The 18420-nt window shown below is 72.8% G+C and carries 19 protein-coding genes; 12 read left to right on the top strand and 7 right to left on the bottom strand.

What is annotated here, in order from left to right:
• Positions 1–1051 precede the first annotated feature (1051 nt).
• The 3 genes from Ani05nite_RS00005 (at position 1052) to proC (ending at position 3608) form a co-directional block, all read left to right on the top strand.
• On the top strand, positions 1052–1558 hold the full coding sequence (locus tag Ani05nite_RS00005) for a pyridoxamine 5'-phosphate oxidase family protein (RefSeq protein ID WP_203762374.1): 507 nt from the start codon (positions 1052–1054) through the stop codon (positions 1556–1558).
• Between the two features lie 144 nt (positions 1559–1702).
• A complete protein-coding gene (locus tag Ani05nite_RS00010; protein ID WP_203762376.1) occupies positions 1703–2731 on the top strand; it encodes a 6-phosphofructokinase in 1029 nt (342 codons plus the stop codon).
• A gap of 64 nt (positions 2732–2795) precedes the next feature.
• Positions 2796–3608: a pyrroline-5-carboxylate reductase gene (gene proC, locus Ani05nite_RS00015; RefSeq protein ID WP_203762378.1), complete on the top strand. Its 813-nt coding sequence runs from the start codon at positions 2796–2798 to the stop codon at positions 3606–3608.
• Here the strand turns inward: proC and Ani05nite_RS00020 are convergent.
• Positions 3605–4669: an RNA polymerase subunit sigma-70 gene (locus Ani05nite_RS00020; RefSeq protein ID WP_203762380.1), complete on the bottom strand. Its 1065-nt coding sequence runs from the start codon at positions 4667–4669 to the stop codon at positions 3605–3607. The genes proC and Ani05nite_RS00020 overlap by 4 nt on opposite strands.
• A gap of 136 nt (positions 4670–4805) precedes the next feature.
• Between Ani05nite_RS00020 and Ani05nite_RS00025 the strand changes: the two genes are divergently transcribed.
• Positions 4806–5579 carry an SDR family NAD(P)-dependent oxidoreductase gene (locus Ani05nite_RS00025; protein ID WP_203762382.1) on the top strand — a complete coding sequence of 258 codons (774 nt, stop codon included), beginning with the start codon at positions 4806–4808 and terminating at the stop codon, positions 5577–5579.
• On the opposite strand, the gene Ani05nite_RS00030 is transcribed toward Ani05nite_RS00025, so the two are convergent.
• Both Ani05nite_RS00030 and Ani05nite_RS00035 read right to left on the bottom strand, forming a co-directional pair.
• Positions 5576–6253 (bottom strand): DUF429 domain-containing protein, encoded by a 678-nt coding sequence (locus tag Ani05nite_RS00030; protein WP_203762384.1) that lies wholly within the window; start codon positions 6251–6253, stop codon positions 5576–5578. The genes Ani05nite_RS00025 and Ani05nite_RS00030 overlap by 4 nt on opposite strands.
• Positions 6250–6774 carry a glutathione peroxidase gene (locus tag Ani05nite_RS00035; protein ID WP_203762386.1) on the bottom strand — a complete coding sequence of 175 codons (525 nt, stop codon included), beginning with the start codon at positions 6772–6774 and terminating at the stop codon, positions 6250–6252. Before Ani05nite_RS00035 ends, Ani05nite_RS00030 begins: the two co-directional genes overlap by 4 nt.
• Before the next feature lie 150 nt (positions 6775–6924).
• Between Ani05nite_RS00035 and Ani05nite_RS00040 the strand changes: the two genes are divergently transcribed.
• The 4 genes from Ani05nite_RS00040 to Ani05nite_RS00055 all read left to right on the top strand — a co-directional run bounded on the left by Ani05nite_RS00040 (position 6925) and on the right by Ani05nite_RS00055 (position 11356).
• Entirely contained in the window at positions 6925–8397 is a 1473-nt protein-coding gene (locus Ani05nite_RS00040) for a glycosyl hydrolase family 18 protein (RefSeq protein WP_203762388.1), read from the top strand.
• 71 nt (positions 8398–8468) lie between these two features.
• On the top strand, positions 8469–9875 hold the full coding sequence (locus tag Ani05nite_RS00045; RefSeq protein WP_203762390.1) for a class II 3-deoxy-7-phosphoheptulonate synthase: 1407 nt from the start codon (positions 8469–8471) through the stop codon (positions 9873–9875).
• The gene (locus Ani05nite_RS00050) at positions 9868–10887 is read left to right on the top strand and encodes a threonine aldolase family protein (RefSeq protein ID WP_203762393.1); all 1020 of its coding nucleotides are present in this window, start codon (positions 9868–9870) and stop codon (positions 10885–10887) included. The genes Ani05nite_RS00045 and Ani05nite_RS00050 overlap by 8 nt, the downstream gene beginning before the upstream one ends.
• A 79-nt stretch (positions 10888–10966) precedes the next feature.
• Positions 10967–11356: a DUF3224 domain-containing protein gene (locus Ani05nite_RS00055; RefSeq protein WP_203762396.1), complete on the top strand. Its 390-nt coding sequence runs from the start codon at positions 10967–10969 to the stop codon at positions 11354–11356.
• 19 nt (positions 11357–11375) lie between these two features.
• Here Ani05nite_RS00055 and Ani05nite_RS00060 read toward each other — a convergent pair whose 3' ends face one another.
• The 4 genes from Ani05nite_RS00060 to Ani05nite_RS00075 all read right to left on the bottom strand — a co-directional run bounded on the left by Ani05nite_RS00060 (position 11376) and on the right by Ani05nite_RS00075 (position 16023).
• Positions 11376–12242 (bottom strand): aminoglycoside phosphotransferase family protein, encoded by an 867-nt coding sequence (locus tag Ani05nite_RS00060; RefSeq protein WP_203762399.1) that lies wholly within the window; start codon positions 12240–12242, stop codon positions 11376–11378.
• The gene (locus Ani05nite_RS00065) at positions 12239–13105 is read right to left on the bottom strand and encodes a deoxyribonuclease IV (protein ID WP_203762402.1); all 867 of its coding nucleotides are present in this window, start codon (positions 13103–13105) and stop codon (positions 12239–12241) included. The genes Ani05nite_RS00060 and Ani05nite_RS00065 overlap by 4 nt, the downstream gene beginning before the upstream one ends.
• The gene (pknB, locus tag Ani05nite_RS00070) at positions 13096–15063 is read right to left on the bottom strand and encodes a Stk1 family PASTA domain-containing Ser/Thr kinase (RefSeq protein ID WP_203762405.1); all 1968 of its coding nucleotides are present in this window, start codon (positions 15061–15063) and stop codon (positions 13096–13098) included. Before pknB ends, Ani05nite_RS00065 begins: the two co-directional genes overlap by 10 nt.
• Before the next feature lie 153 nt (positions 15064–15216).
• Positions 15217–16023 carry a hypothetical protein gene (locus Ani05nite_RS00075; RefSeq protein ID WP_203762408.1) on the bottom strand — a complete coding sequence of 269 codons (807 nt, stop codon included), beginning with the start codon at positions 16021–16023 and terminating at the stop codon, positions 15217–15219.
• A 93-nt stretch (positions 16024–16116) separates the two neighbouring features.
• Here Ani05nite_RS00075 and Ani05nite_RS00080 point away from each other — a divergent pair, with 93 nt between their 5' ends.
• Genes Ani05nite_RS00080 through Ani05nite_RS00095 form a run of 4 tightly spaced genes read left to right on the top strand, consistent with a single transcriptional unit; the run spans position 16117 to position 18055 of the window.
• Positions 16117–16494: an Rv2175c family DNA-binding protein gene (locus Ani05nite_RS00080; protein WP_203762412.1), complete on the top strand. Its 378-nt coding sequence runs from the start codon at positions 16117–16119 to the stop codon at positions 16492–16494.
• Positions 16495–16502: 8 nt separating this feature from the next.
• Positions 16503–16829, top strand: a complete 327-nt coding sequence (locus Ani05nite_RS00085) for a lycopene cyclase domain-containing protein (protein WP_203762427.1) — start codon at positions 16503–16505, stop codon at positions 16827–16829.
• Positions 16826–17206, top strand: a complete 381-nt coding sequence (locus tag Ani05nite_RS00090) for a lycopene cyclase domain-containing protein (RefSeq protein WP_203762430.1) — start codon at positions 16826–16828, stop codon at positions 17204–17206. The genes Ani05nite_RS00085 and Ani05nite_RS00090 overlap by 4 nt, the downstream gene beginning before the upstream one ends.
• A gap of 12 nt (positions 17207–17218) precedes the next feature.
• Positions 17219–18055, top strand: coding sequence for a hypothetical protein (locus Ani05nite_RS00095; RefSeq protein WP_203762433.1), 837 nt, complete (start codon positions 17219–17221; stop codon positions 18053–18055).
• The last annotated feature ends 365 nt before the right edge of the window (positions 18056–18420 follow it).

Genomic DNA, 18420 nt, shown 5'->3' on the forward strand with positions numbered 1-18420 from the left:
AGCGTGTCGATCAGCCCATCCGTCCGCCTGCAGCGCCAGTCCGCCGCCCGCCAGGCCACCACCCGCGTGGATCTTGATGAGTTGGGGTGAGTTTCTGGGTGCTGGCGCTTCATGATTCGGTGACAGAACCGCTGTCGAGGGTGTGGCGGCCCTACTGGCACGGCCTGGCGTGAATGCCTGGGTCAGCTCCGTGGGGTGGGCTGCCCGGTGGTCGCCGTGGCGGCGCGATATCGCGGTGCGGACGCGGGCGGTAGTCAGCCGGTCCGCGCGCAGCGCGCCAGTCGGCCAGGTCGACTAGTCAATGTGCCAGCCCGTCCACCAGTCAGCCCGTCCACCAGTCAGCCCGTCAGCCCGTCAGCCCGCCTACCGGCCCGCCAGTCGCCAGCGCAGCAGCTCACCAGCCCGTCAGCAGGCCCGCCGGCCCACCAGCCCGTCAGCAGGCCGCCGGCCCACCAGCCCGTCAGCAGGCCCGCCGGCCCACCAGCCCGTCAGGAGGCCCGCCGGCCGCCGGCCCGCAGGCCCGCCGGCCGCCGGCCGCTTAGCCCGTGCCGGCCCGTCGCCCCGCGCCGATCCGCGCGGATCTTGAATAGTCTGGGTGAGTTCTTGGGTACTGGCGCTGCAAGATTCAGTGCACGCCGGTCTCGAGGGTGTGGCGGCCCTGTGCGCAATGGCCCGAACCTGAGCAGGATCAAGAAGCTCAGCGCCGGAAGAAACCGAGCGGCGAGCAAAGTCGGACGGCGGGGCAGCTGCGCCGCACGGAGAGCTGGACAGCGGAGAGGCTGCACCGCGCGGAAAGCAGCGCAGTGGAGACCCCCGCCGCCCGAAAAGCAGGCCAGAAGAAGCTCCGCGCCGCAGGAAAGGCTGCGGCCAGACCCAGTAGCTGCGCGCCGAGAAGAATCGCACCCGAGAAACCTGGGCGTGAGCTGCGAAGCAACCCCAGCGACAGCGGCCGACGAAGCGAGCAACCCCCCGCCCGAAAGAATTTGATCTTCGTTTCGCGCTGCCCGCACCGGGCACCTTCCCGTCGTATCCACCGACGAAGGGATGTCCCATGGCGGACGCGGAAAAGACCGAGCAGGAGAAGCGCGAGACCCTCAAGAAGCTGGTCAAGGACGCCCGGATCGGCATGCTCACCACGATGACCGCCGACGGGCGGCACGTCAGCCGGCCGATGGCCGTGCAGGACGTCGAGTTCGACGGTGATCTGTGGTTCTTCACCTACGCCGATTCCGACCTGGTCGCCCAGGTACGGACGCACCCGCAGGTCAACGTGTCGTTCAGTGACGAGAAGCAGCACGCCTGGGTGTCCGTCGCGGGCGCCGCGGAGCAGCTCACCGATCGGGCCAAGGCCGAGGAGCTGTGGAACCCGATGCTCAAGGCGTGGTTCCCGGACGGGCTGGAGACGCCCAACCTCACGCTCGTGAAGGTGCACGCCGACACCGCCGAGTACTGGGAGTCGGCGCACAGCTCGCGGGTGGTCACCCTGCTGGGCTACGCCAAGGCGGCCGTGACCGGAAAGACCCCTGATGCGGGTGAGAACGAAACCGTGCAGTTGTAGCGGGGTGCCTTGGTCCGGGCTGCGAGCGGCGACTACAGTGCGCTTGCGGCCCGCCCCAGGACCCCGGCAGTGCAGCCGGACGGCTTTTCACTTCTGGAGGAGGCGGGCATCTCTCGACCTGATCTCCAGGGAGGACGAGCAATCATGCGTATCGGCGTGCTCACCGGCGGTGGCGACTGCCCCGGTCTGAACGCGGTGATCCGGGCGGTGGTTCGTAAGGGCGTCGCCACTTACGGACACGAGTTCGTCGGATTCCGCGACGGGTGGAAGGGCCCCCTGGAGGGCCTGACGAAGCCCCTCGGCATCGCCGAGGTCCGGGGTATCCTGCCCCGCGGCGGCACCATCCTGGGTTCTTCCCGCACCAACCCCTTCAAGATCGAGGGGGGTGTCGAGCGGATCAAGGCCAACCTGGCCGAGCAGGGTGTCGACGCGCTCGTGGCGATCGGCGGCGAGGACACCCTCGGCGTCGCGACCAAGCTCAACGACCTGGGCGTGAAGGTCGTCGGCGTGCCGAAGACGATCGACAACGACCTCAACGCGACCGACTACACGTTCGGCTTCGACACCGCGGTCAACATCGCGATGGAGGCCATCGACCGGCTGCACACCACGGCCGAGTCGCACCACCGCACGCTGGTCGTCGAGGTCATGGGCCGGCACGCCGGCTGGATCGCGCTGCACGCCGGCCTGGCCGGTGGCGCCAACGTCATCCTGCTGCCGGAGCGCAACTTCGACGTGGAGCAGGTGGCCACGTACGTGACCAAGCGCTTCCAGGTCGAGTACGCCCCCATCGTCGTGGTCGCCGAGGGCGCGCAGCCGCTCGAGGGCCAGATGGTGCTGCACAACCAGGAGCTCGACGCGTTCGGCCACGTCCGCCTCGGCGGCATCGGCCAGTGGCTGGCCGAGCAGCTGGAGGAGAAGACCGGCAAGGAGGCCCGTACGGTCGTCCTCGGTCACATCCAGCGCGGCGGCACGCCCACCGCGTTCGACCGGGTGCTGGCGACCCGTTTCGGTCTGCAGGCGATCGACGCCGTCCACGAGGGTGATTTCGGTAAGATGATGGCGTTGCGTGGCACCGACATCGTCCGCGTCCCGCTCGCCGACGGCACCGGCGAGCTCAAGACCGTTCCGATCTCGCGGTACGACGAGGCCGAGGTCTTCTTCGGCAGCTGAGCCGACATCGTGAGAAGGGGGCGGCCGTCGGTCGCCCCCTTTTCCCATTCCCGAAGGGGCCCCGATGGGCAATCACATGATCGCGGTGATCGGCGCCGGCAAGCTCGGCGAGCTGGTCCTCTCCGGCCTGCTGCGGGCCGGCTGGCCGCCCGGCCAGCTCATCGCCACCACCCGGCGCCCGGAGCGGGCCGCCGAGCTGGCCGAGCGGTACGGGATCCGGCCCACCCTCAACCTCACCGCCGTCACCCAGGCCGACGTGCTGCTGGTGGCGGTCAAGCCGCAGGACGCGGGCCGGCTGCTGGACGAGTTCGGCATGAAGATCCCGCCCGGCAAGCTGGTGGTGTCGCTCTGCGCCGGCCTGCCGACGAGCTTCTTCACCGAGCGGCTGCCCGGTGGCATCCCGGTGGTGCGGGTCATGACCAACACCCCGGCGCTGGTGGACCAGGCGATGACGGTGATCTCGCCGGGCCCGTACGCGACCGACGAGCATCTGGCGCTGACCGAGGAGATCTTCCAGCCGCTGGGCAAGACGATGCGGGTGCCGGAGGCGCAGCAGGACGCGGTGACCGCGCTGTCCGGCTCCGGCCCGGCGTACTTCTACCTGCTGGTCGAGGCGATGATCGACGCCGGGATCCTGCTCGGGCTGCCGCGTCAGGTGGCGCACGAGCTGATCGTGCAGACCGCGATCGGCTCGGCGGTGATGTTGCGCGACTCCGGTGAGCACCCGGTGAAGCTGCGCGAGGCGGTCACGTCGCCGGCCGGCACGACCATCTCGGCGATCCGCGAGCTGGAGAAGCACGGCGTCCGCGCGGCGCTGCTGGCCGCGCTGGAGGCCGCGCGGGACCGGGCCCGGGAGATCGCGGCGCAGTCGGCCTAGAACCGGCCCGGGCCGGGCAGTGACGCCGCCCGGCCCGGGCCGGGCAGTGACGCCGCCCGGCCCGGGGCGGGCAGTGACGCCGCCCGGCCCGGGCCGGGCAGTGACGGGGGCAGCCCGAAGAAGGGCAGCACGGAGCCCTCGAAGCGGGACAGGGCGCAGATCCGCTCGCCGTCGAGGGTGACGGTGATCAGGCCGGTCCCGGTCCGGGCGCCGCTGGGGGTACGCAGGTAGGCGCCGAACGCGGGCTGACCGTTGGCCCGCGTCGGCACCAGGTCGAACCGGCGGCCCGCGCCGAAGATGGCGGCGCAGAACCGGCCCACCGGGTCGCGGCCCTGGTACTCCAGCGGCATCGGCGGCATCGACATGAAGACGTCGTCCGTCAGCAGGGCCAGCAGCGCGTCGACGTCGGCGGCCTCGTACGCCCGGACGAACCGGGTGACCACCGCCGCCCCGGCGGGTGACCCGCCCGGGGTGGGCCGGCGCCCGCGCAGCCCGGCGCGGGCCCGCTTGAGCGCGCTGGTGACCGAGTCGACGGTGGAGTCCAGCATCGCGGCCACCTCGCCCGCCGGGAAGCCGAGGACGTCGCGCAGCACGAGGACGGCGAGCTGGCGGGGTGGCAGCGCCTGCAGCGCGGTCACGAAGGCCAGGGAGATGGCCTCGGTCTGCTCGTAGCGGGCCTCCGGGCCGAGCGGCGCCGGGTCGAGCAGGGCGTCCGGGTACGGCTCCAGCCACACGATCTCGCCGAGCCGGGTCGGTTCGGGCGGTTCCACCCCGGGGATGTTCCACGCCCGGGCGGGTCGCCGGCCGGCCGCGCGCCGCGCGTTGAGGCACCGGGTGGTGGCGATGCGGTAGAGCCAGGTGCGGATCGAGGCGCGGCCCTCGTAGCCGGCGAGCCCCTGCCAGGCGGCCAGCAGCGCGTCCTGCAGGGCGTCCTCGGCGTCCTGCAGGGAGCCCAGCATCCGGTAGCAGTGCACCTGGAGTTCCCGGCGGTGCGGTTCGGTCAGCTCCCGGAACGCGTCGCCGTCCCCGGCCCGCGCCCGGGAGATCAGGTCGGCTGTCATCGCCGCCTCACCTCCTTCCCGCGTGCAGACACCGGCCGGGCGGGGAACTGGGCGGTCCGCCCGCGCCCGGTTCCCCGGCCGTGCGGTGTCTGCCCTGGCGACGGCTCCGACCGACGGAGCCCGGAGGGGACCAGCGATGATTCTGCAGGACAAGGTGGCTGTGATCTACGGAGCCGGCGGCGCGATCGGCGGTGCGGTCGCGTGTGCCTTCGCCGCCGAGGGCGCCCGGCTGTTCCTGACCGGGCGCCGCCGCGCGTCGGTCGAGGTGGTCGCCAAGGAGCTGGCGGGCGCCGAGGTGGCCGAGGTGGACGCCCTGGACGAGCGGGCGGTGGACGGCCATCTGGAGTCAGTCGTCGCGCGGGCCGGCCGCGTCGACATCGCGTTCGACGCGGTCGGGCTGCCGAACCCGGAGCTGCTGGGTGTGCCGCTGACCGAGCTGGCCGCCGAGCTGTTCGCCCGGCCGATCGCGGCGTATCCGATGGCGTACTTCCTGACCGCCCGGCTGGCCGCGCGGCGGATGATCCCGGCCGGCTCGGGGGTGATCATGACGGTGACCGCGCTGCCGGCCCGGATGGGCTCGCGGCTGAACGGCGGTTACGGCCCGTCGCAGGCGGCCAAGGAGGCGCTCACCCGGGACCTGTCGGCCGAGCTGGCCCCGCAGGGCATCCGGGTGGTGGGGCTGCGGGCGCACGGCATGCCGGAGACCCGCACGATGCGGGAGGCGTTCGACGCCAAGACCACGGGGGCCACCTGGGCGGAGTTCCAGGCCTACCTGGCCGGGACGACGCATCCGCGCCGGGTGATGACGCTGGCCGACGTGGCCGGGGCGGCGGTGCTGGTGGCGTCCGGCCGGGCGAGCGGGCTGACCGGCACCACGGTCAACCTGACCATGGGCAGCCTGGACGACTAGTACCAGATCGCGATGCGGGTGCCCTCGTTCTCCTCGGGCGGGCTGGGGTGGCTCTGCGCCGCCCCGGTCGCCATCCGGTGCGCGCTCCAGGCCACCGCGGCGGCGTCGAGGATGTCGTCGGGCGGGGCCTGGCCGGCCGGGCCGAGCTGGTCGGGCAGCACGATGCCGTGCTTGGCCAGCAGCTGCCGGCGGCGGGCCTGGCCGGTCCAGGTCTTCTTCGCGTACGCCAGCGGCTCGCCCGCCATCTGCCGGAACGACACCTCGGGGTGGGCCTCGAAGAGCAGCCCCGGGTGTCGTTCCCAGATCGCGTTGGCCTCCAGCAGCTTGGGTCGCAGGGCCCAGGACTGGCGGCTGAGCCCGGCCCCGGTGAGCTCGCGGCAGAGCCGGTTGGCGGCGGCGAAGTCGCCCTCCTGCCAGACCGCCTTGGGCGGCACCCGGAAGATGCTGCCGCGCCGCGGGCCGAGCTGGTCGGCGGCGAGCGTGTCGGCGGCGCGCCACCGGTCGGGGAGCATGCCCAGCGGGATGTCGACGCCGATCACGGCCGCGCCGGAGCTGCCGGCGACGATCTCGTACAGCGTGGACGCGAGCATCGCCCGGCCGAAGGCGCCGTCGCGCAGCTCGACCCCCACCCAGCCGAGGGCGTAGGCGTCGACGCCGATCACGTGGATGCTCATCCGCGGCTCAGTGGACCGTCTTCAGTCCGGTCAGGGGCGGTGGCGGGGTGGCCGGATGGGAGGAGCTTCTCGATGACGGCGACGAGTTCTTCGTCCTGCGGATCGGTCTGCGGCGCGAACCGGGCGGCGACCGCGCCGTCCGGGCCCACCACGAACTTCTCGAAGTTCCACTGGATGTCGGGGCCGTCGCCGACCAGCGCGCGGTAGAGCGGGTGGCGTCCGGGCCCGTTCACGTCGACCTTCTCGGTCAGCGGGAAGGTGACGCCGTAGCTGGCCTGGCAGAATTCCTCGATCTCGGCCGCGCTGCCCGGCTCCTGGCTGGCGAACTGGTTGCACGGCACGCCCAGGACGACCAGGCCCCGGTCGGCGTAGGTGTCGGCGAGCCGCTGGAGGCCGGCGTACTGCGGGGTGAGGCCGCAGCGCGAGGCCACATTGACCACCAGGACGACGTGGCCGCGATAGCGGTCCATTTCGGCCGGTCCGCCGGAGAGCGCGTGGATGTCGACGGCAAAGATGGTCATGACGGCAGACTACGCGCTGTGCCCGAGCGAGTGCACGCGGTGGCGCCCTCTTCGGAAAAGTTACGAGCTCTTGACTCACGTTCATTGATGTGACTACCGTCTCTTCAACTTCCCTTTGGAAAGTTTCCTAACTGTTCTTGAGGAGACGCAGTGAAGAAATCCCTCCGCCGCGCCCTATGGGCCGGGGCCATCGTGGCGGTCGCGACCGCTGCCGTCCCCGTGGTCCAGGCGTCCGCCGCCGCCGCTTGTGCCCCCGCCTGGAGCGCCTCGGCGGTCTACGTCAAGGACAACACCGTCTCGTACCAGGCCAAGAACTACACCGCGAAGTGGTGGACCCAGAACGAGGTCCCCACGGCCAGCGGCGAGTGGGGCGTCTGGGCCGACAAGGGCGCCTGCGGCGGCACCACGCCCCCGCCCACCACGCCGCCGGTGACCACCCCGCCGACGACCACCCCGCCGCCCACCACGCCCACGACGCCGCCCACGACCCAGCCCCCGGGCAGTGCCGGCAAGAACGTCGTCGGCTACTTCGCCGAGTGGGGCGTCTACGGCCGCAACTACCACGTCAAGAACCTGGTGACGAGCGGCTCGGCGGCCAAGCTGACCCACATCCTGTACGCCTTCGGCAACACCACCGGCGGCCAGTGCTCGATCGGTGACGCGTACGCCGACTACGACAAGGCCTACACCGCGGCGGACAGCGTCGACGGCGTCGCCGACACCTGGGACACCGGCGCGCTGCGCGGCTCGTTCAACCAGCTGCGCAAGCTCAAGAAGCTGTACCCGAACATCAAGGTGATCTGGTCGTTCGGCGGCTGGACCTGGTCCGGCGGCTTCACCCAGGCCGCCGCGAACCCGACCGCGTTCGCCAACTCCTGCTACAACCTGGTCAAGGACTCCCGCTGGTCCGACGTCTTCGACGGCATCGACGTCGACTGGGAGTACCCGAACGCCTGCGGCCTGCAGTGCGACGCCAGCGGCCCGGACTCGTACAACAAGGTCATCTCGGCCCTGCGCACCAAGTTCGGCTCGAGCTTCCTGGTCACCTCGGCGATCTCGGCCGACGGCTCCAACGGCGGCAAGCTGGACGCGGCCGACTACGCCTCGGGCATCTCGAAGCTGAACCTGGTCTTCCCGATGACCTACGACTACTTCGGCGCGTTCGCCGCGCAGGGCCCGACCGCCCCGCACTCGCCGCTGACCTCCTACACCGGCATCCCGCAGCAGGGCTTCTGGTCCGACGCGGCGATCCAGAAGCTGAAGAGCAAGGGCGTCCCGTCGAACAAGATGCTGCTGGGCATCGGCTTCTACGGCCGCGGCTGGACCGGCGTCACCCAGACCGCACCGGGCGGCACGGCGACCGGCGCGGCGCCGGGCACCTACGAGGCCGGCATCGAGGACTACAAGGTCCTCAAGAACAGCTGCCCCGTCACGGGCACCGTGGCCGGCACCGCCTACGCCAAGTGCGGCAGCAACTGGTGGAGCTACGACACCCCGAGCACCATCGCCGGCAAGATGACCTACGCCAAGCAGCAGGGTCTGGGCGGCGCGTTCTTCTGGGAGTTCTCCGGCGACACCGCCAACGGCGAGCTGATCACCGCCATCAAGAACGGTCTCAACTGATCTCTTCCTAGGAAGTGGGGCGCCGGGGATCCTCCCGGCGCCCCCTTTCGTTGCACGGATAGGCTTCCGACATGCGCCGAGAGTGGCATCAGCTCAGTCATCCCGGGGTCGGGACCACCGCCCTGCAGACCTCCCGCCCGTCCACCGACTCCGCCGAGGACTCGGCCCTGGGGCTGGACACGTGGCGGGAGCTCCCGCGCCTGCAGATGCCGCCGTGGCCGGACATGGACGAGGTCGCCTCGGTCTGCCGGGTGCTCGACACCGTCCCGTCGATCGTCGCGCCGTACGAGGTCGACCAGCTGCGGCACCGGCTCGCCGAGGTCTGCGAGGGCCGCGCCTTCCTGCTGCAGGGCGGCGACTGCGCGGAGACCTTCGCCGACAACACCGAGAGCCACCTGCTGGCCAACGCCCGCACGCTGCTGCAGATGGCGGTGGTGCTGACCTACGGCGCGTCGATGCCGGTGGTGAAGGTGGCCCGGGTCGCGGGGCAGTACACCAAGCCGCGGTCGGCCGCGACGGACTCGCTGGGGCTGCCGGCGTACCGCGGTGACCTGATCAACTCGCTGGAGGCCGACGAGGCCGCCCGGGTGGCCGACCCGCAGCGGATGATCCGGGCGTACGCGAACTCGGCCGCCGCCATGAACATGCTGCGGGCGTACCTGGCGGGCGGCCTGGCCGACCTGGCCGGCCTGCACGACTGGAACAAGGACTTCGTCCGCGCCTCGCCGGCCGGCGAGCGCTACGAGGCGATCGCCCGGGAGATCGACCGCGCCCTGGACTTCATCCGGGCCTGCGGCATGACCGAGGACGAGGCGCTGCGCACGGTCTCGCTCTACTGCTCCCACGAGGCCCTGGCCCTGGAGTACGACCGCGCGCTCACCCGGGTCTCCGACGGCAAGGCGTACGGGCTGTCCGGGCACTTCCTGTGGATCGGCGAGCGCACCCGGCAGCTCGACCACGCGCACATCGACTTCATCAGCCGCATCGCCAATCCGATCGGCGTCAAGCTCGGCCCCGGCACCTCCCCGGAGACGGCCATCGAGCTGTGCGAGAAGCTCAACCCGCAGAACATCCCGGGCCGGCTCACGCTGATCAGCCGGATGGGCAACGGCAAGGTCCGCGACGCGCTGCCGGCGATCGTGGAGAAGGTCACCTCCACCGGGGCCAAGGTGGTGTGGCAGTGCGACCCGATGCACGGCAACACCCACGAGTCGTCCAACGGCTACAAGACCCGGCACTTCGACCGGGTGGTGGACGAGGTGCTCGGCTATTTCGAGGTGCACCGCGGACTGGGCACCCACCCGGGCGGCATCCACATCGAGCTGACCGGCGAGGACGTCACCGAGTGCCTGGGCGGCGCGCAGGGCATCGAGGACCTCGACCTGCCGGGCCGCTACGAGACGGCGTGCGACCCGCGGCTCAACACCCAGCAGAGCCTGGAGCTCGCGTTCCTGGTGGCGGAGATGCTGCGTGGTTGACCTGCGCTCGGACACGGTGACCCGGCCGACCCCGGCCATGCGCGAGGCGATGGCCACGGCCGAGGTCGGCGACGACGTCTTCGGCGACGACCCGACGGTGGTCGCCCTGGAACGGCAGGTGGCCGAGCTGTTCGGGCACGAGGCGGCCCTGTTCGCCCCGTCCGGCACGATGGCCAACCAGATCGCCCTGCAGCTCGTGGTGCCGCCCGGCGGTGAGCTGCTGGCCGGCGCGGACGCGCACGTCGTCACGTACGAGCTGGGCGGGGCCGCCGTGCTCGGCGGCATCTCCACCCGCACCTGGCCGTCGGTCGGCGCGGCCCTGGAGCCGGACGCGATCGCCGCGATGATCAGACCGCCGGGCTACCCGTCGGTGCCGACCCGGGCGATCGCCGTCGAGCAGACCCACAACCTCGGCGGCGGCGGCGTGACCAGCCTGGCCACGCTCCGCGCGCTGCGCGAGGCGGCGGACACGGCCGGCGTCGCGCTGCACTGCGACGGCGCGCGGATCTGGCACGCCCACGTCGCGGACGCGGTGCCGTTCGCCGAGTACGGGGCGCTCTTCGACACCCTGTCGGTCTGCCTGTCCAAGGGGCTGGGCGCGCCGGTCGGCTCGCTGGTCGTCGGCAGCGCGGAACGCATCGCGCAGGCCCGGGTGCTCCGCAAGCGGCTCGGCGGCGGGATGCGCCAGGTCGGCATCCTGGCGGCGGCCGGGCAGCACGCGCTGGAGCACCACGTCGCGCGGCTGGCCGAGGACCACGCGCGGGCGCGGCGGCTGGCCGAGGCCCTGGAGCCGTACGGGGTGGTCCAGGCGGCGAAGGTGCGCACCAACCTGGTGCCGCTGGACCTGACCGGGGCCGCGCTGGACGCGCCGTCCCTGGCCGCCGCGGCGGCGGAGCGGGGCGTCCTGATCGCGGCGATGCTGCCGCGCACCGCGCGCGTGGTGACCCACCTCGACGTGGACGACGACGGGATCGACGAGGCGATCAAGGTGCTGGGCGAGCTGCTGTCCTGATCCCCTGCGCGCCACCCGGCCCGGCGGGCGGTCTTCTGATTACATCGGGGTTCCGAGCCCCGACAGCCGAGGAGAACCGATGACCCGCCGCGCGATCGGCACCTTCACCACCGAGTTCGAGCCGCTGCCCATCGACGACGACACGATCAGCCGGATGCAGGTGCGCAAGACCATCGCGGGTGACCTGACCGGCACGGGCCGCGCGGAGATGCTCTCGGTCGGCACCCCGGTGGACGGCTCCGCCGGCTACGTGGCCATCGACCGCATCACCGGCACGCTGCACGGCCGCAGCGGCAGCTTCGTGCTCCAGCACTACGGGCTGATGGACCGCGGGGCCGGGACGCTGATCGTGCGCGTCGTGCCGGACTCGGGCACCGAGGAGCTGGCCGGCCTCACCGGCACGTTCGAGATCGACAACAGCTCCGCGGAGCACCGCTACACCTTCGACTACGACATCGCGCCGGGCTGATCCCGGGCGGTGCGGCGCCTCAGCCGCTCACCGGGTCGGCCAGCACCTGATCCACGACGTGGCGCCAGGCCGGGTCGGCGCCCGGCTCGGCCAGCATGATCAGCGCCTTCCACAGCGCCCAGCCGCGGGCCCGCTGCCAGGTCTGCCGGTCGAGGCCGACAGCGTCGCGGAAGACGGCACGCTCGGCCCCGGCCAGGGTGTTCCAGGCGATCACGAGGTCGCAGGCCGGATCCCCGACGCCGCAGGTGCCGAAGTCGATGACGGCGGCCAGCCGCCCGTCGCGCACCAGCAGGTTGCCGACCGCGATGTCACCGTGGAACCAGACCGGGGCCGACTCCCAGGCCGAGTCCAGCGCCTCGGCCCATACGGCCCGGCACGCCCGCACGTCCACGGCGTCCCCGAGCTGCCGCAGAGCCTGCTCGACCTCGCCGGCGTAGGCGCCGGGGGGACAGCCCCGGAAGAACGAATGCCGGCCACCGGCCGGGCCGGGCCCGGGCGCCTGCCGCAGCACGGTGAGGAACTCGCCCAGGTCACGCGCCAGCCGGAGGCGGTCGACCCCCGCGGCGTCGCCGAGGGTGTCGCCCGCCAGCCACTGCCGGACCGACCACGGGTACGGGTACCCGGCGCCCGGACGCCCGACCGCCACCGGGGCGGGCACCGGCAGCGGCAGGTGCCCGGCCAGCTCGGGCAGCCAGCGGTTCTCCTTCTCCACCGCGGCCACGTACCCCTCGGCGCTGGGCAGCCGCACGGACAGCTGATCACCGAGGCGGAACGTGCGGTTGTCCCAGCCCTGCCGGGGCACCGGTGCGACGGGCAGGTCGCTCCACTGCGGGAACTGCTCGGCGACCAGGGCGCGTACCAGATCGGTGGTGATCGAGGGCTTCACGGCTGCGGCCGCAGCTCCTTGAGCAGCGCGATGTCGGCCGCGTGCCCCTCGTGTTGCTCGGTCGGGGTCTCCACGATCACCGGGATACCCGCCGTCGCCGGGTGGGCCAGCAGCTCCGCGAAGGCCGCCGCGCCGATCCGGCCCTCGCCGATGCGCTCGTGCCGGTCGCGGGTCGAGCCGCACTCGTCCTTCGAGTCGTTGGCGTGGATGAGCTGGAGGCGGTCCGGGCCGACCGTCGCCACCAGCGCGTCCAGCGTCTCGGTCATGCCGCCCGGGGTGGCCAGGTCGTGGCCGGCCGCCCAGGCGTGGCAGGTGTCGAAGCAGACGCCGAGCCACGGGTGATGCTCCACGGCCGCCAGGTACGGCCCCAGGTCCTGCACCTTGGAGGCCAGGCTGCGCCCGCCGCCGGCGCTGGGCTCCACCAGCACCTTGGGCAGCCCCCGGGCCGCGGCCACGTCGAGCAGCGGCAGCAGCGCCTCGCGGAGCTGGTGCATCGCCTTGTCGTCGTGGGCCGGGTCGACCGAGCTGCCCGCGTGGTAGACGACCGCCGTCGCGCCGATCGCGGCGCCGCGGCGCAGCGCGTGCTCCAGCGTCTCCACCGAGCGCTGCACGGTCTGCCCGGTGGGGGAGCCGAGGTTCACCAGCAGCGACGCGTGGATGTACGCCGGCAGCCCCCGCTCGCCGCAGCCGTCGCGGAACAGCGTGTCCTGCTTCGGGTCGCCCGGTGGCAGCGCCCAGCCGCGGGAGTTCGAGACGTACACCTGCAGCGCCTCGGAGCCGGCCGCGTCCACGTACGGCAGCGCCGCCTTGGCCAGGCCGCCCGACGTCTTGGTGTGTGAGCCGACCGGACGGCTCACGCGCACGTCAGCACGACCTCGGTCTGCGGCGGCACCGGGGTGCCCGCGGCCGGGTTCTGGATCCGGACCAGCCCGTTGGGGTTGAAGTCCAGGCGGGCCCGCAGCCCCTGGCTCTCCAGCGCCGCCTTCGCGTCCTGGCAGGGCTGGTTGTTGACGTCCGGCACGGCGACCTGCGGCGGGCCCTTGCTGACCACGAGCTTGATCTCGTCGTCCTTCTCGGCGCCGGTGCCCGAGGCCGGGGACTGCTCGATGACCTGGTCGCGGGGCTGGTCGTTGTCCTTGTACTGCTCCACCACGTTGAGGCCGAGCTGCTGCGCCTGGGCCCGGGCGTCGTTGATGTTCTTGCCCTTGAAGTCGGGCACGGTGATCGGCGCCCGGCCCTTGCTGACCACCAGGGTGACGGTGGAGCCCGGCTTGAGCGGTGAGTTGACCTTGGGGTCGGTGGAGATCACCACACCCTGCGGGATGGTGTCGCTGTACTTGCCCGTGCCTTCCTTGACCTTGAGCTTGGTGCCCTCGATCTCGCCCCGGGCCGCCGCGAGCTCCATGCCGACCACGTCTGGCACCGGGTAGCGCTCCGGACCCAGCGACAGCGTGAGGGTGACCACGCCGCCCTTGATGATGCGCTCGGCGGCGACCGGGTCCTGGCTCAGCACCACGTCCTTGGGCACGTTCTCGCTGAACGAGCCGTCGGCGATGCGCAGCTCGAAGCCCTCCCGGGCGACGACCTGCTCGGCCTGCGCCCGGCTCATGTTCACCAGCTGCGGGGTGTCGGTGTACCGGCCCAGGGTCACCCACCAGGTGCTGCCCACGACGACGAGCACCATCAGCGCCACCGCCGCCATGATCAGGGCCTGGCGGCGGTCGCCGGTGAACCGGCCGAGCAGCCCGCCCGGCCCGGTCGGCGGCGGCGGCCCGGCCCGGCGCTGGCCGCGGGTGCGGCCCTGCTCGGGCAGGCGGGCCCAGGTGGGCCGGTCGCCGCCCGCGGCCGGGAACATCGAGGTGACGGCGGGTACGAGCGCGGTGGCGTCGGCGGCCGGGTGGCGGGCCGGGACCTGGCGCAGCAGCGCGGTCTCGACGTTCGCCGCGCCCAGGTCGTCGCGGACCACCTGCACCGCGGACAGCAGCGCGCCCGCGTCGGTGGGCCGGGCGCCGGGGTCGCGGCGGGTGGCGCCGGCCACCAGGTCGTCGAGCACCGTGGGCAGGCCCTTGACGATGCTGGAGGGCGCGGGGACGTCGTTGTCGACGTGCTGCCAGGCGACCTCGACCGGCTCGTCGCCGTCGTACGGCACCCGGCCGGTGAGCATCTCGAAGAGCACGATGCCGGCCGAGTAGACGTCGGTGCGCGCGTCCGCGTGCCCGTCGGTGACCAGCTCCGGCGCCACGTACGCGACCGTGGCCATGAGCGTGCCCGAGTCGTCGGTGGCGCTGGCCTCGACCGCGCGGGCCAGCCCGAAGTCGGCGACCTTGACCACGCTGTCGACCAGGTTGGCGATGCCGCCGCTGGGCGCCTCGGCGACCAGCACGTTCTCCGGCTTGACGTCGCGGTGCACCAGGCCGGCGCGGTGCGCGGCGGCGATGGCGGCGAGCATCTGCTCACAGATGGCCAGCGCCTCGACCGGGTTGAGCCGGCGCCGCTGGGTGAGCAGGTCGCGCAGCGTGCGGCCCTGCACGTACTCCATCACCAGGTAGGGCAGGCCCTGGTGGCGGCCCTGGTCGTAGACGGCGACGACGTTGGGGTGGGTGAGCCGGGCGATGGTCTTCGCCTCGTCGGTGAAGCGGTCGACGAAGTGCACGTTCGTCGCCTGCGACGGGTGAATGATCTTCAGCGCCACCGTGCGCCCGAGCCGGTCGTCCACGGCGGTGTACACGGTCGCCATGCCACCACGGGCCACGCGACCGGTGATCCGGTAGCGCCCGTCAATCGTCGTGCCGATCAACGTGTCGGCGACAGTCGTGTCCATCGGCGTGAAGTGTATGTGTCCTTCCGGGCGTGGCAGCCCAGGATGTCACAGCTGAGACCTAACGGGTACAGCGCGACGCGGTGACCAGGGAATACCCGAAAAAACAACCCGCGGGACCGGGGCCCCGCGAGTCGCTTATCGGGATAAATCGGATCAGCGCCGCCCGTGGGGCCCCGTACGGCTCTCGCTCTCGTCCGGCCCGGCGGTGGCGCCGGACCCCGACGGGGCCGCCGAGTCGGGCGACGCGCTCGGCTCCGGCGACTCCCCGGTGTCCGGAGAGGACGAGGTGGGCGCCGGTGTCGCCGGCGGGCTGTACGGCGTCGGCGCCGGCGGGGCCGGGGTGGGCACCGGCGGGGTCAGGCAGCATTCCGCCGGCCGGGTCGACGGCTTGGTGGCCGCCGGGCTGCGCGGCGGCCGCGGCACGACGGCCCGCGCCGGGGTGCCGGCCGGCGACGTGACGCCGGCGGTCGTGGGCAGCACCCGGATCGTCCCGGGCACGGGCTGCGCCGGCGCCGCCACGGGCGCCGCCGGAGCCGGCCGGCCGCCGGCGTTGGCGGTGCCCCGCCCGAGACCCGAGTTGGACAGCTCACCCGCGGCCTCGCCCGGCGCCGCGGCGGCCAACGGGTACGGCTCCACGCCCGCCGGCTTGTCGACCAGCGTGCCCATCCCGTTGACGACGGCGAAGTAGCTGCCCGCGGCCCCCGCGACCGCGAGGACGCCGAACGCCGAGGCCGCCGCCAGCCGCCGCGGCCGGGTCACGAGCTCCCCGTACGAGGTCCGCGGGGCCCCGTTCAGGCCGGTGCCGCCGAACGTGCCGTACCCGGTCGAGGTCACGTCCGGGTGCCCGGCGCCCCGGCGGACGACCGGAACGCCCCCGCCCCGCTCGGGCCGGGCCAGGTCGTAGCGCACCGAGCGCCACGCCCCGGCCACCTCGGTGCGGGCTTTCCGCCACATCGTCATCGGGACACTTCTCCGATCTCGAGGAGCCGGGGACTTCCCGGTTCCGCATGCTCCGCTTGGCCACCCGCGGAGCGGGCATGGCACGCTGGTCGGGTGACCGATTCCGTAACCGTGGGTGAGGCGGCGGCCCCGCAGCCCACCGGCCCGACCGAGTGGATCAACCTGCCCGACGTGGCGGACAAGCTCGACGTGTCGATCAGCAAGGTGCACCAGATGATCCGCGACGGCTCGCTGCTCGCGGTCCGCCGCGACGGCATCCGCGTGGTGCCGGCGGAGCTGGTGGCCAACAGCACCGTGCTCAAGCACCTCCCCGGCATCCTCACGTTGCTTCGCGACGCTGGGTACAACGACGAAGAGGCGCTGCGGTGGCTCTACGAGCCGGACGAGACCGTGGACGGCTGCGGCGCCAAGGGGCTCGGCGGCGACCGGGCCCGCGAGGTCAAACGGCGCGCGCAGGCGCTCGGTTTCTGACCGCCCACATGCGACACCTGGCGTACCTCCTCGTGCTGGCCGGCTGCCTGGTCTCGGCGATCTGGCTGGAACCGGTGCTGAAGGTCAACGTGCTGCGCCGGTGGCGGCGGCTGCTGCTGACCCTGCTGCCCGTCGTGGTGGTCTTCGTGCTCTGGGACCTCGCCGCGATCGCCGCCGGGCACTGGACGTTCGACCCGGAGCAGACCACCGGCGTGCTGTTCCCGGGCGGCCTGCCGCTGGACGAGCTGCTGTTCTTCGTCGTGGTGCCGGTCTGCGCGGTCCTGGGCTTCGAGGCGGTCCGGGCCGTCCTGCGCCGGCCGGCCGGTGACGAATGACCTACACCGTCGCGGCGCTGCTCGGCGTGGCCGGGGCGCTCGTCGTGGACCTCGCGGTGCTGCGTACCCGGCTGGTGACGCGGGTGGTGTTCTGGGCCACGTACCCGATCATCATCACCTTCCAGCTGTTGTCCAACGGCATCCTGACCGGCCGCGGGATCGTGCTCTACGACCCGGCGGCGATCATCGGCTGGCGGCTGGTCCACGCGCCGGTCGAGGACCTGCTGTTCGGGTTCGCGATGGTGCTGCTGACCCTGTCGGTCTGGGTGTGGCTCGGCCGCCGCGGCGTGCAGCGCACGCCGGCGGCGGGGGAGGGCAGCCGGCTGCTGCGCTGGGTGCGCAGCCGTACGGGACAGCGCGACTCCGCCGATACGTGACACCATCCCCCGGTGCGACCGAGGCCCCTGCTGCTGACCGCCGCGGCCGTGCTGGCAGGGGCGCACGTGCTGGGGGTGCTGTTCGCCCGCCCGCTGTACCGCCCGGCGGAACTGCTGGCCGCACTGTGCCTGCTGGCGTACGCGATCCACGACGCCTCCGTCCCCCGCGCCGGGGCGGACGGCGCCCGCACGGTGAGATGGGGTCTGAGCGCGGCGGTGGCCGTCCTGGTGGCCGGGGCCGCGATGACCGTGCCGCCCGCCCCCAGCGAGGGCGCCGGCTGGCAGATCCTCAGCCCCGAGCAGTACGACGGGCTCATCTGGCGGGCCCGGCTCGAGAGCCTGGTGCCGGTGGCGGCCGTCCTGGTCTTCGCCCTCCTGCTGCTGGCGATGCTGGGCCGAACCACGAAGAGCCGCGCGGTACTCAGGACGGCGATCGTTGCGGCGGCCCTCGTCGCCGGATACGCACTGCTGCGCATCGTGGTGATCGAGTGGGGTGCCGATCGGGTGTCGACGACGGAGAGCACCTCACCGACGTGGAGCCCGGCGGCGGTCGCCCTGCCCGCCTTGCCCGCCCTGCTGCTGGCTCTCGCCGCCGTGGCTCTCGCCGTCGTGACGGCGACCCGGCGGCGGTGGCGAGCCGCGTCGGGCGCGGTGCTGCTCGCGGCGGTGGCGCTGATCTGGCTCGGCGCCGCGATTGCCGCCCGCGATGCCGCGACCCTCTTCTCCCCGGACCTGATCACGCCGACGGACGCCCTGCCCCAGCCGACGGAGGCGACAGTCGCGGCACTGCGTTGGGCGGCCGCGATTTTGATCGTCAGTGGGCTGGGGTGGCGCCGGCCTATCGACTGACGGGCGGTGGCTCTTCGGTCTGCCGGTCGAATTGCCGCATGGAGTGATGCGCGCGGACGGGGGAAGCCGCGGCTCGGCCGGCTCGCCCTTCGCTGGCCGCTCCCCGCTTGCTCGGCGCCCGCTTGCTCGCCGCGGGCCGCTGGCCGCTCGCTCGCTGCCCGGTCCGGCGGCGTCGCCCGCTGGGCGGCGCCTGCTTGCTCACCCGTTGGCTCGCCGCTCGGCCGCTCGGCTGTGCAGATCTTGAGGAGCGTAGGCGGCCTCCTTGGCCCCGTTGCTTCAAGATCCAGCGAGACTGGCCCGCTGGCCCGCTGGCCCGCTGGCCCGCTCGCCTGCTGGCCTGCTGGCCCGCTCGTCCGCCGCTCGTT

The organism is Actinoplanes nipponensis (genome assembly GCF_016862275.1).
GTDB classification, from domain to species: Bacteria; Actinomycetota; Actinomycetes; order Mycobacteriales; family Micromonosporaceae; genus Actinoplanes; species Actinoplanes nipponensis.

Coding starts and splice junctions, on each gene's coding strand:
- Ani05nite_RS00020 (WP_203762380.1), bottom strand. CDS start 4,669: ATGACAGCCGACCTGATCTCCCGGGCGCGGGCCGGGGACGGCGACGCG.
- Ani05nite_RS00075 (WP_203762408.1), bottom strand. CDS start 16,023: ATGACGATGTGGCGGAAAGCCCGCACCGAGGTGGCCGGGGCGTGGCGC.
- Ani05nite_RS00030 (WP_203762384.1), bottom strand. CDS start 6,253: ATGAGCATCCACGTGATCGGCGTCGACGCCTACGCCCTCGGCTGGGTG.
- Ani05nite_RS00035 (WP_203762386.1), bottom strand. CDS start 6,774: ATGACCATCTTTGCCGTCGACATCCACGCGCTCTCCGGCGGACCGGCC.
- proC (WP_203762378.1), top strand. CDS start 2,796: ATGGGCAATCACATGATCGCGGTGATCGGCGCCGGCAAGCTCGGCGAG.
- Ani05nite_RS00045 (WP_203762390.1), top strand. CDS start 8,469: ATGCGCCGAGAGTGGCATCAGCTCAGTCATCCCGGGGTCGGGACCACC.
- Ani05nite_RS00025 (WP_203762382.1), top strand. CDS start 4,806: ATGATTCTGCAGGACAAGGTGGCTGTGATCTACGGAGCCGGCGGCGCG.
- Ani05nite_RS00085 (WP_203762427.1), top strand. CDS start 16,503: ATGCGACACCTGGCGTACCTCCTCGTGCTGGCCGGCTGCCTGGTCTCG.
- Ani05nite_RS00005 (WP_203762374.1), top strand. CDS start 1,052: ATGGCGGACGCGGAAAAGACCGAGCAGGAGAAGCGCGAGACCCTCAAG.
- Ani05nite_RS00090 (WP_203762430.1), top strand. CDS start 16,826: ATGACCTACACCGTCGCGGCGCTGCTCGGCGTGGCCGGGGCGCTCGTC.
- Ani05nite_RS00010 (WP_203762376.1), top strand. CDS start 1,703: ATGCGTATCGGCGTGCTCACCGGCGGTGGCGACTGCCCCGGTCTGAAC.
- pknB (WP_203762405.1), bottom strand. CDS start 15,063: ATGGACACGACTGTCGCCGACACGTTGATCGGCACGACGATTGACGGG.
- Ani05nite_RS00055 (WP_203762396.1), top strand. CDS start 10,967: ATGACCCGCCGCGCGATCGGCACCTTCACCACCGAGTTCGAGCCGCTG.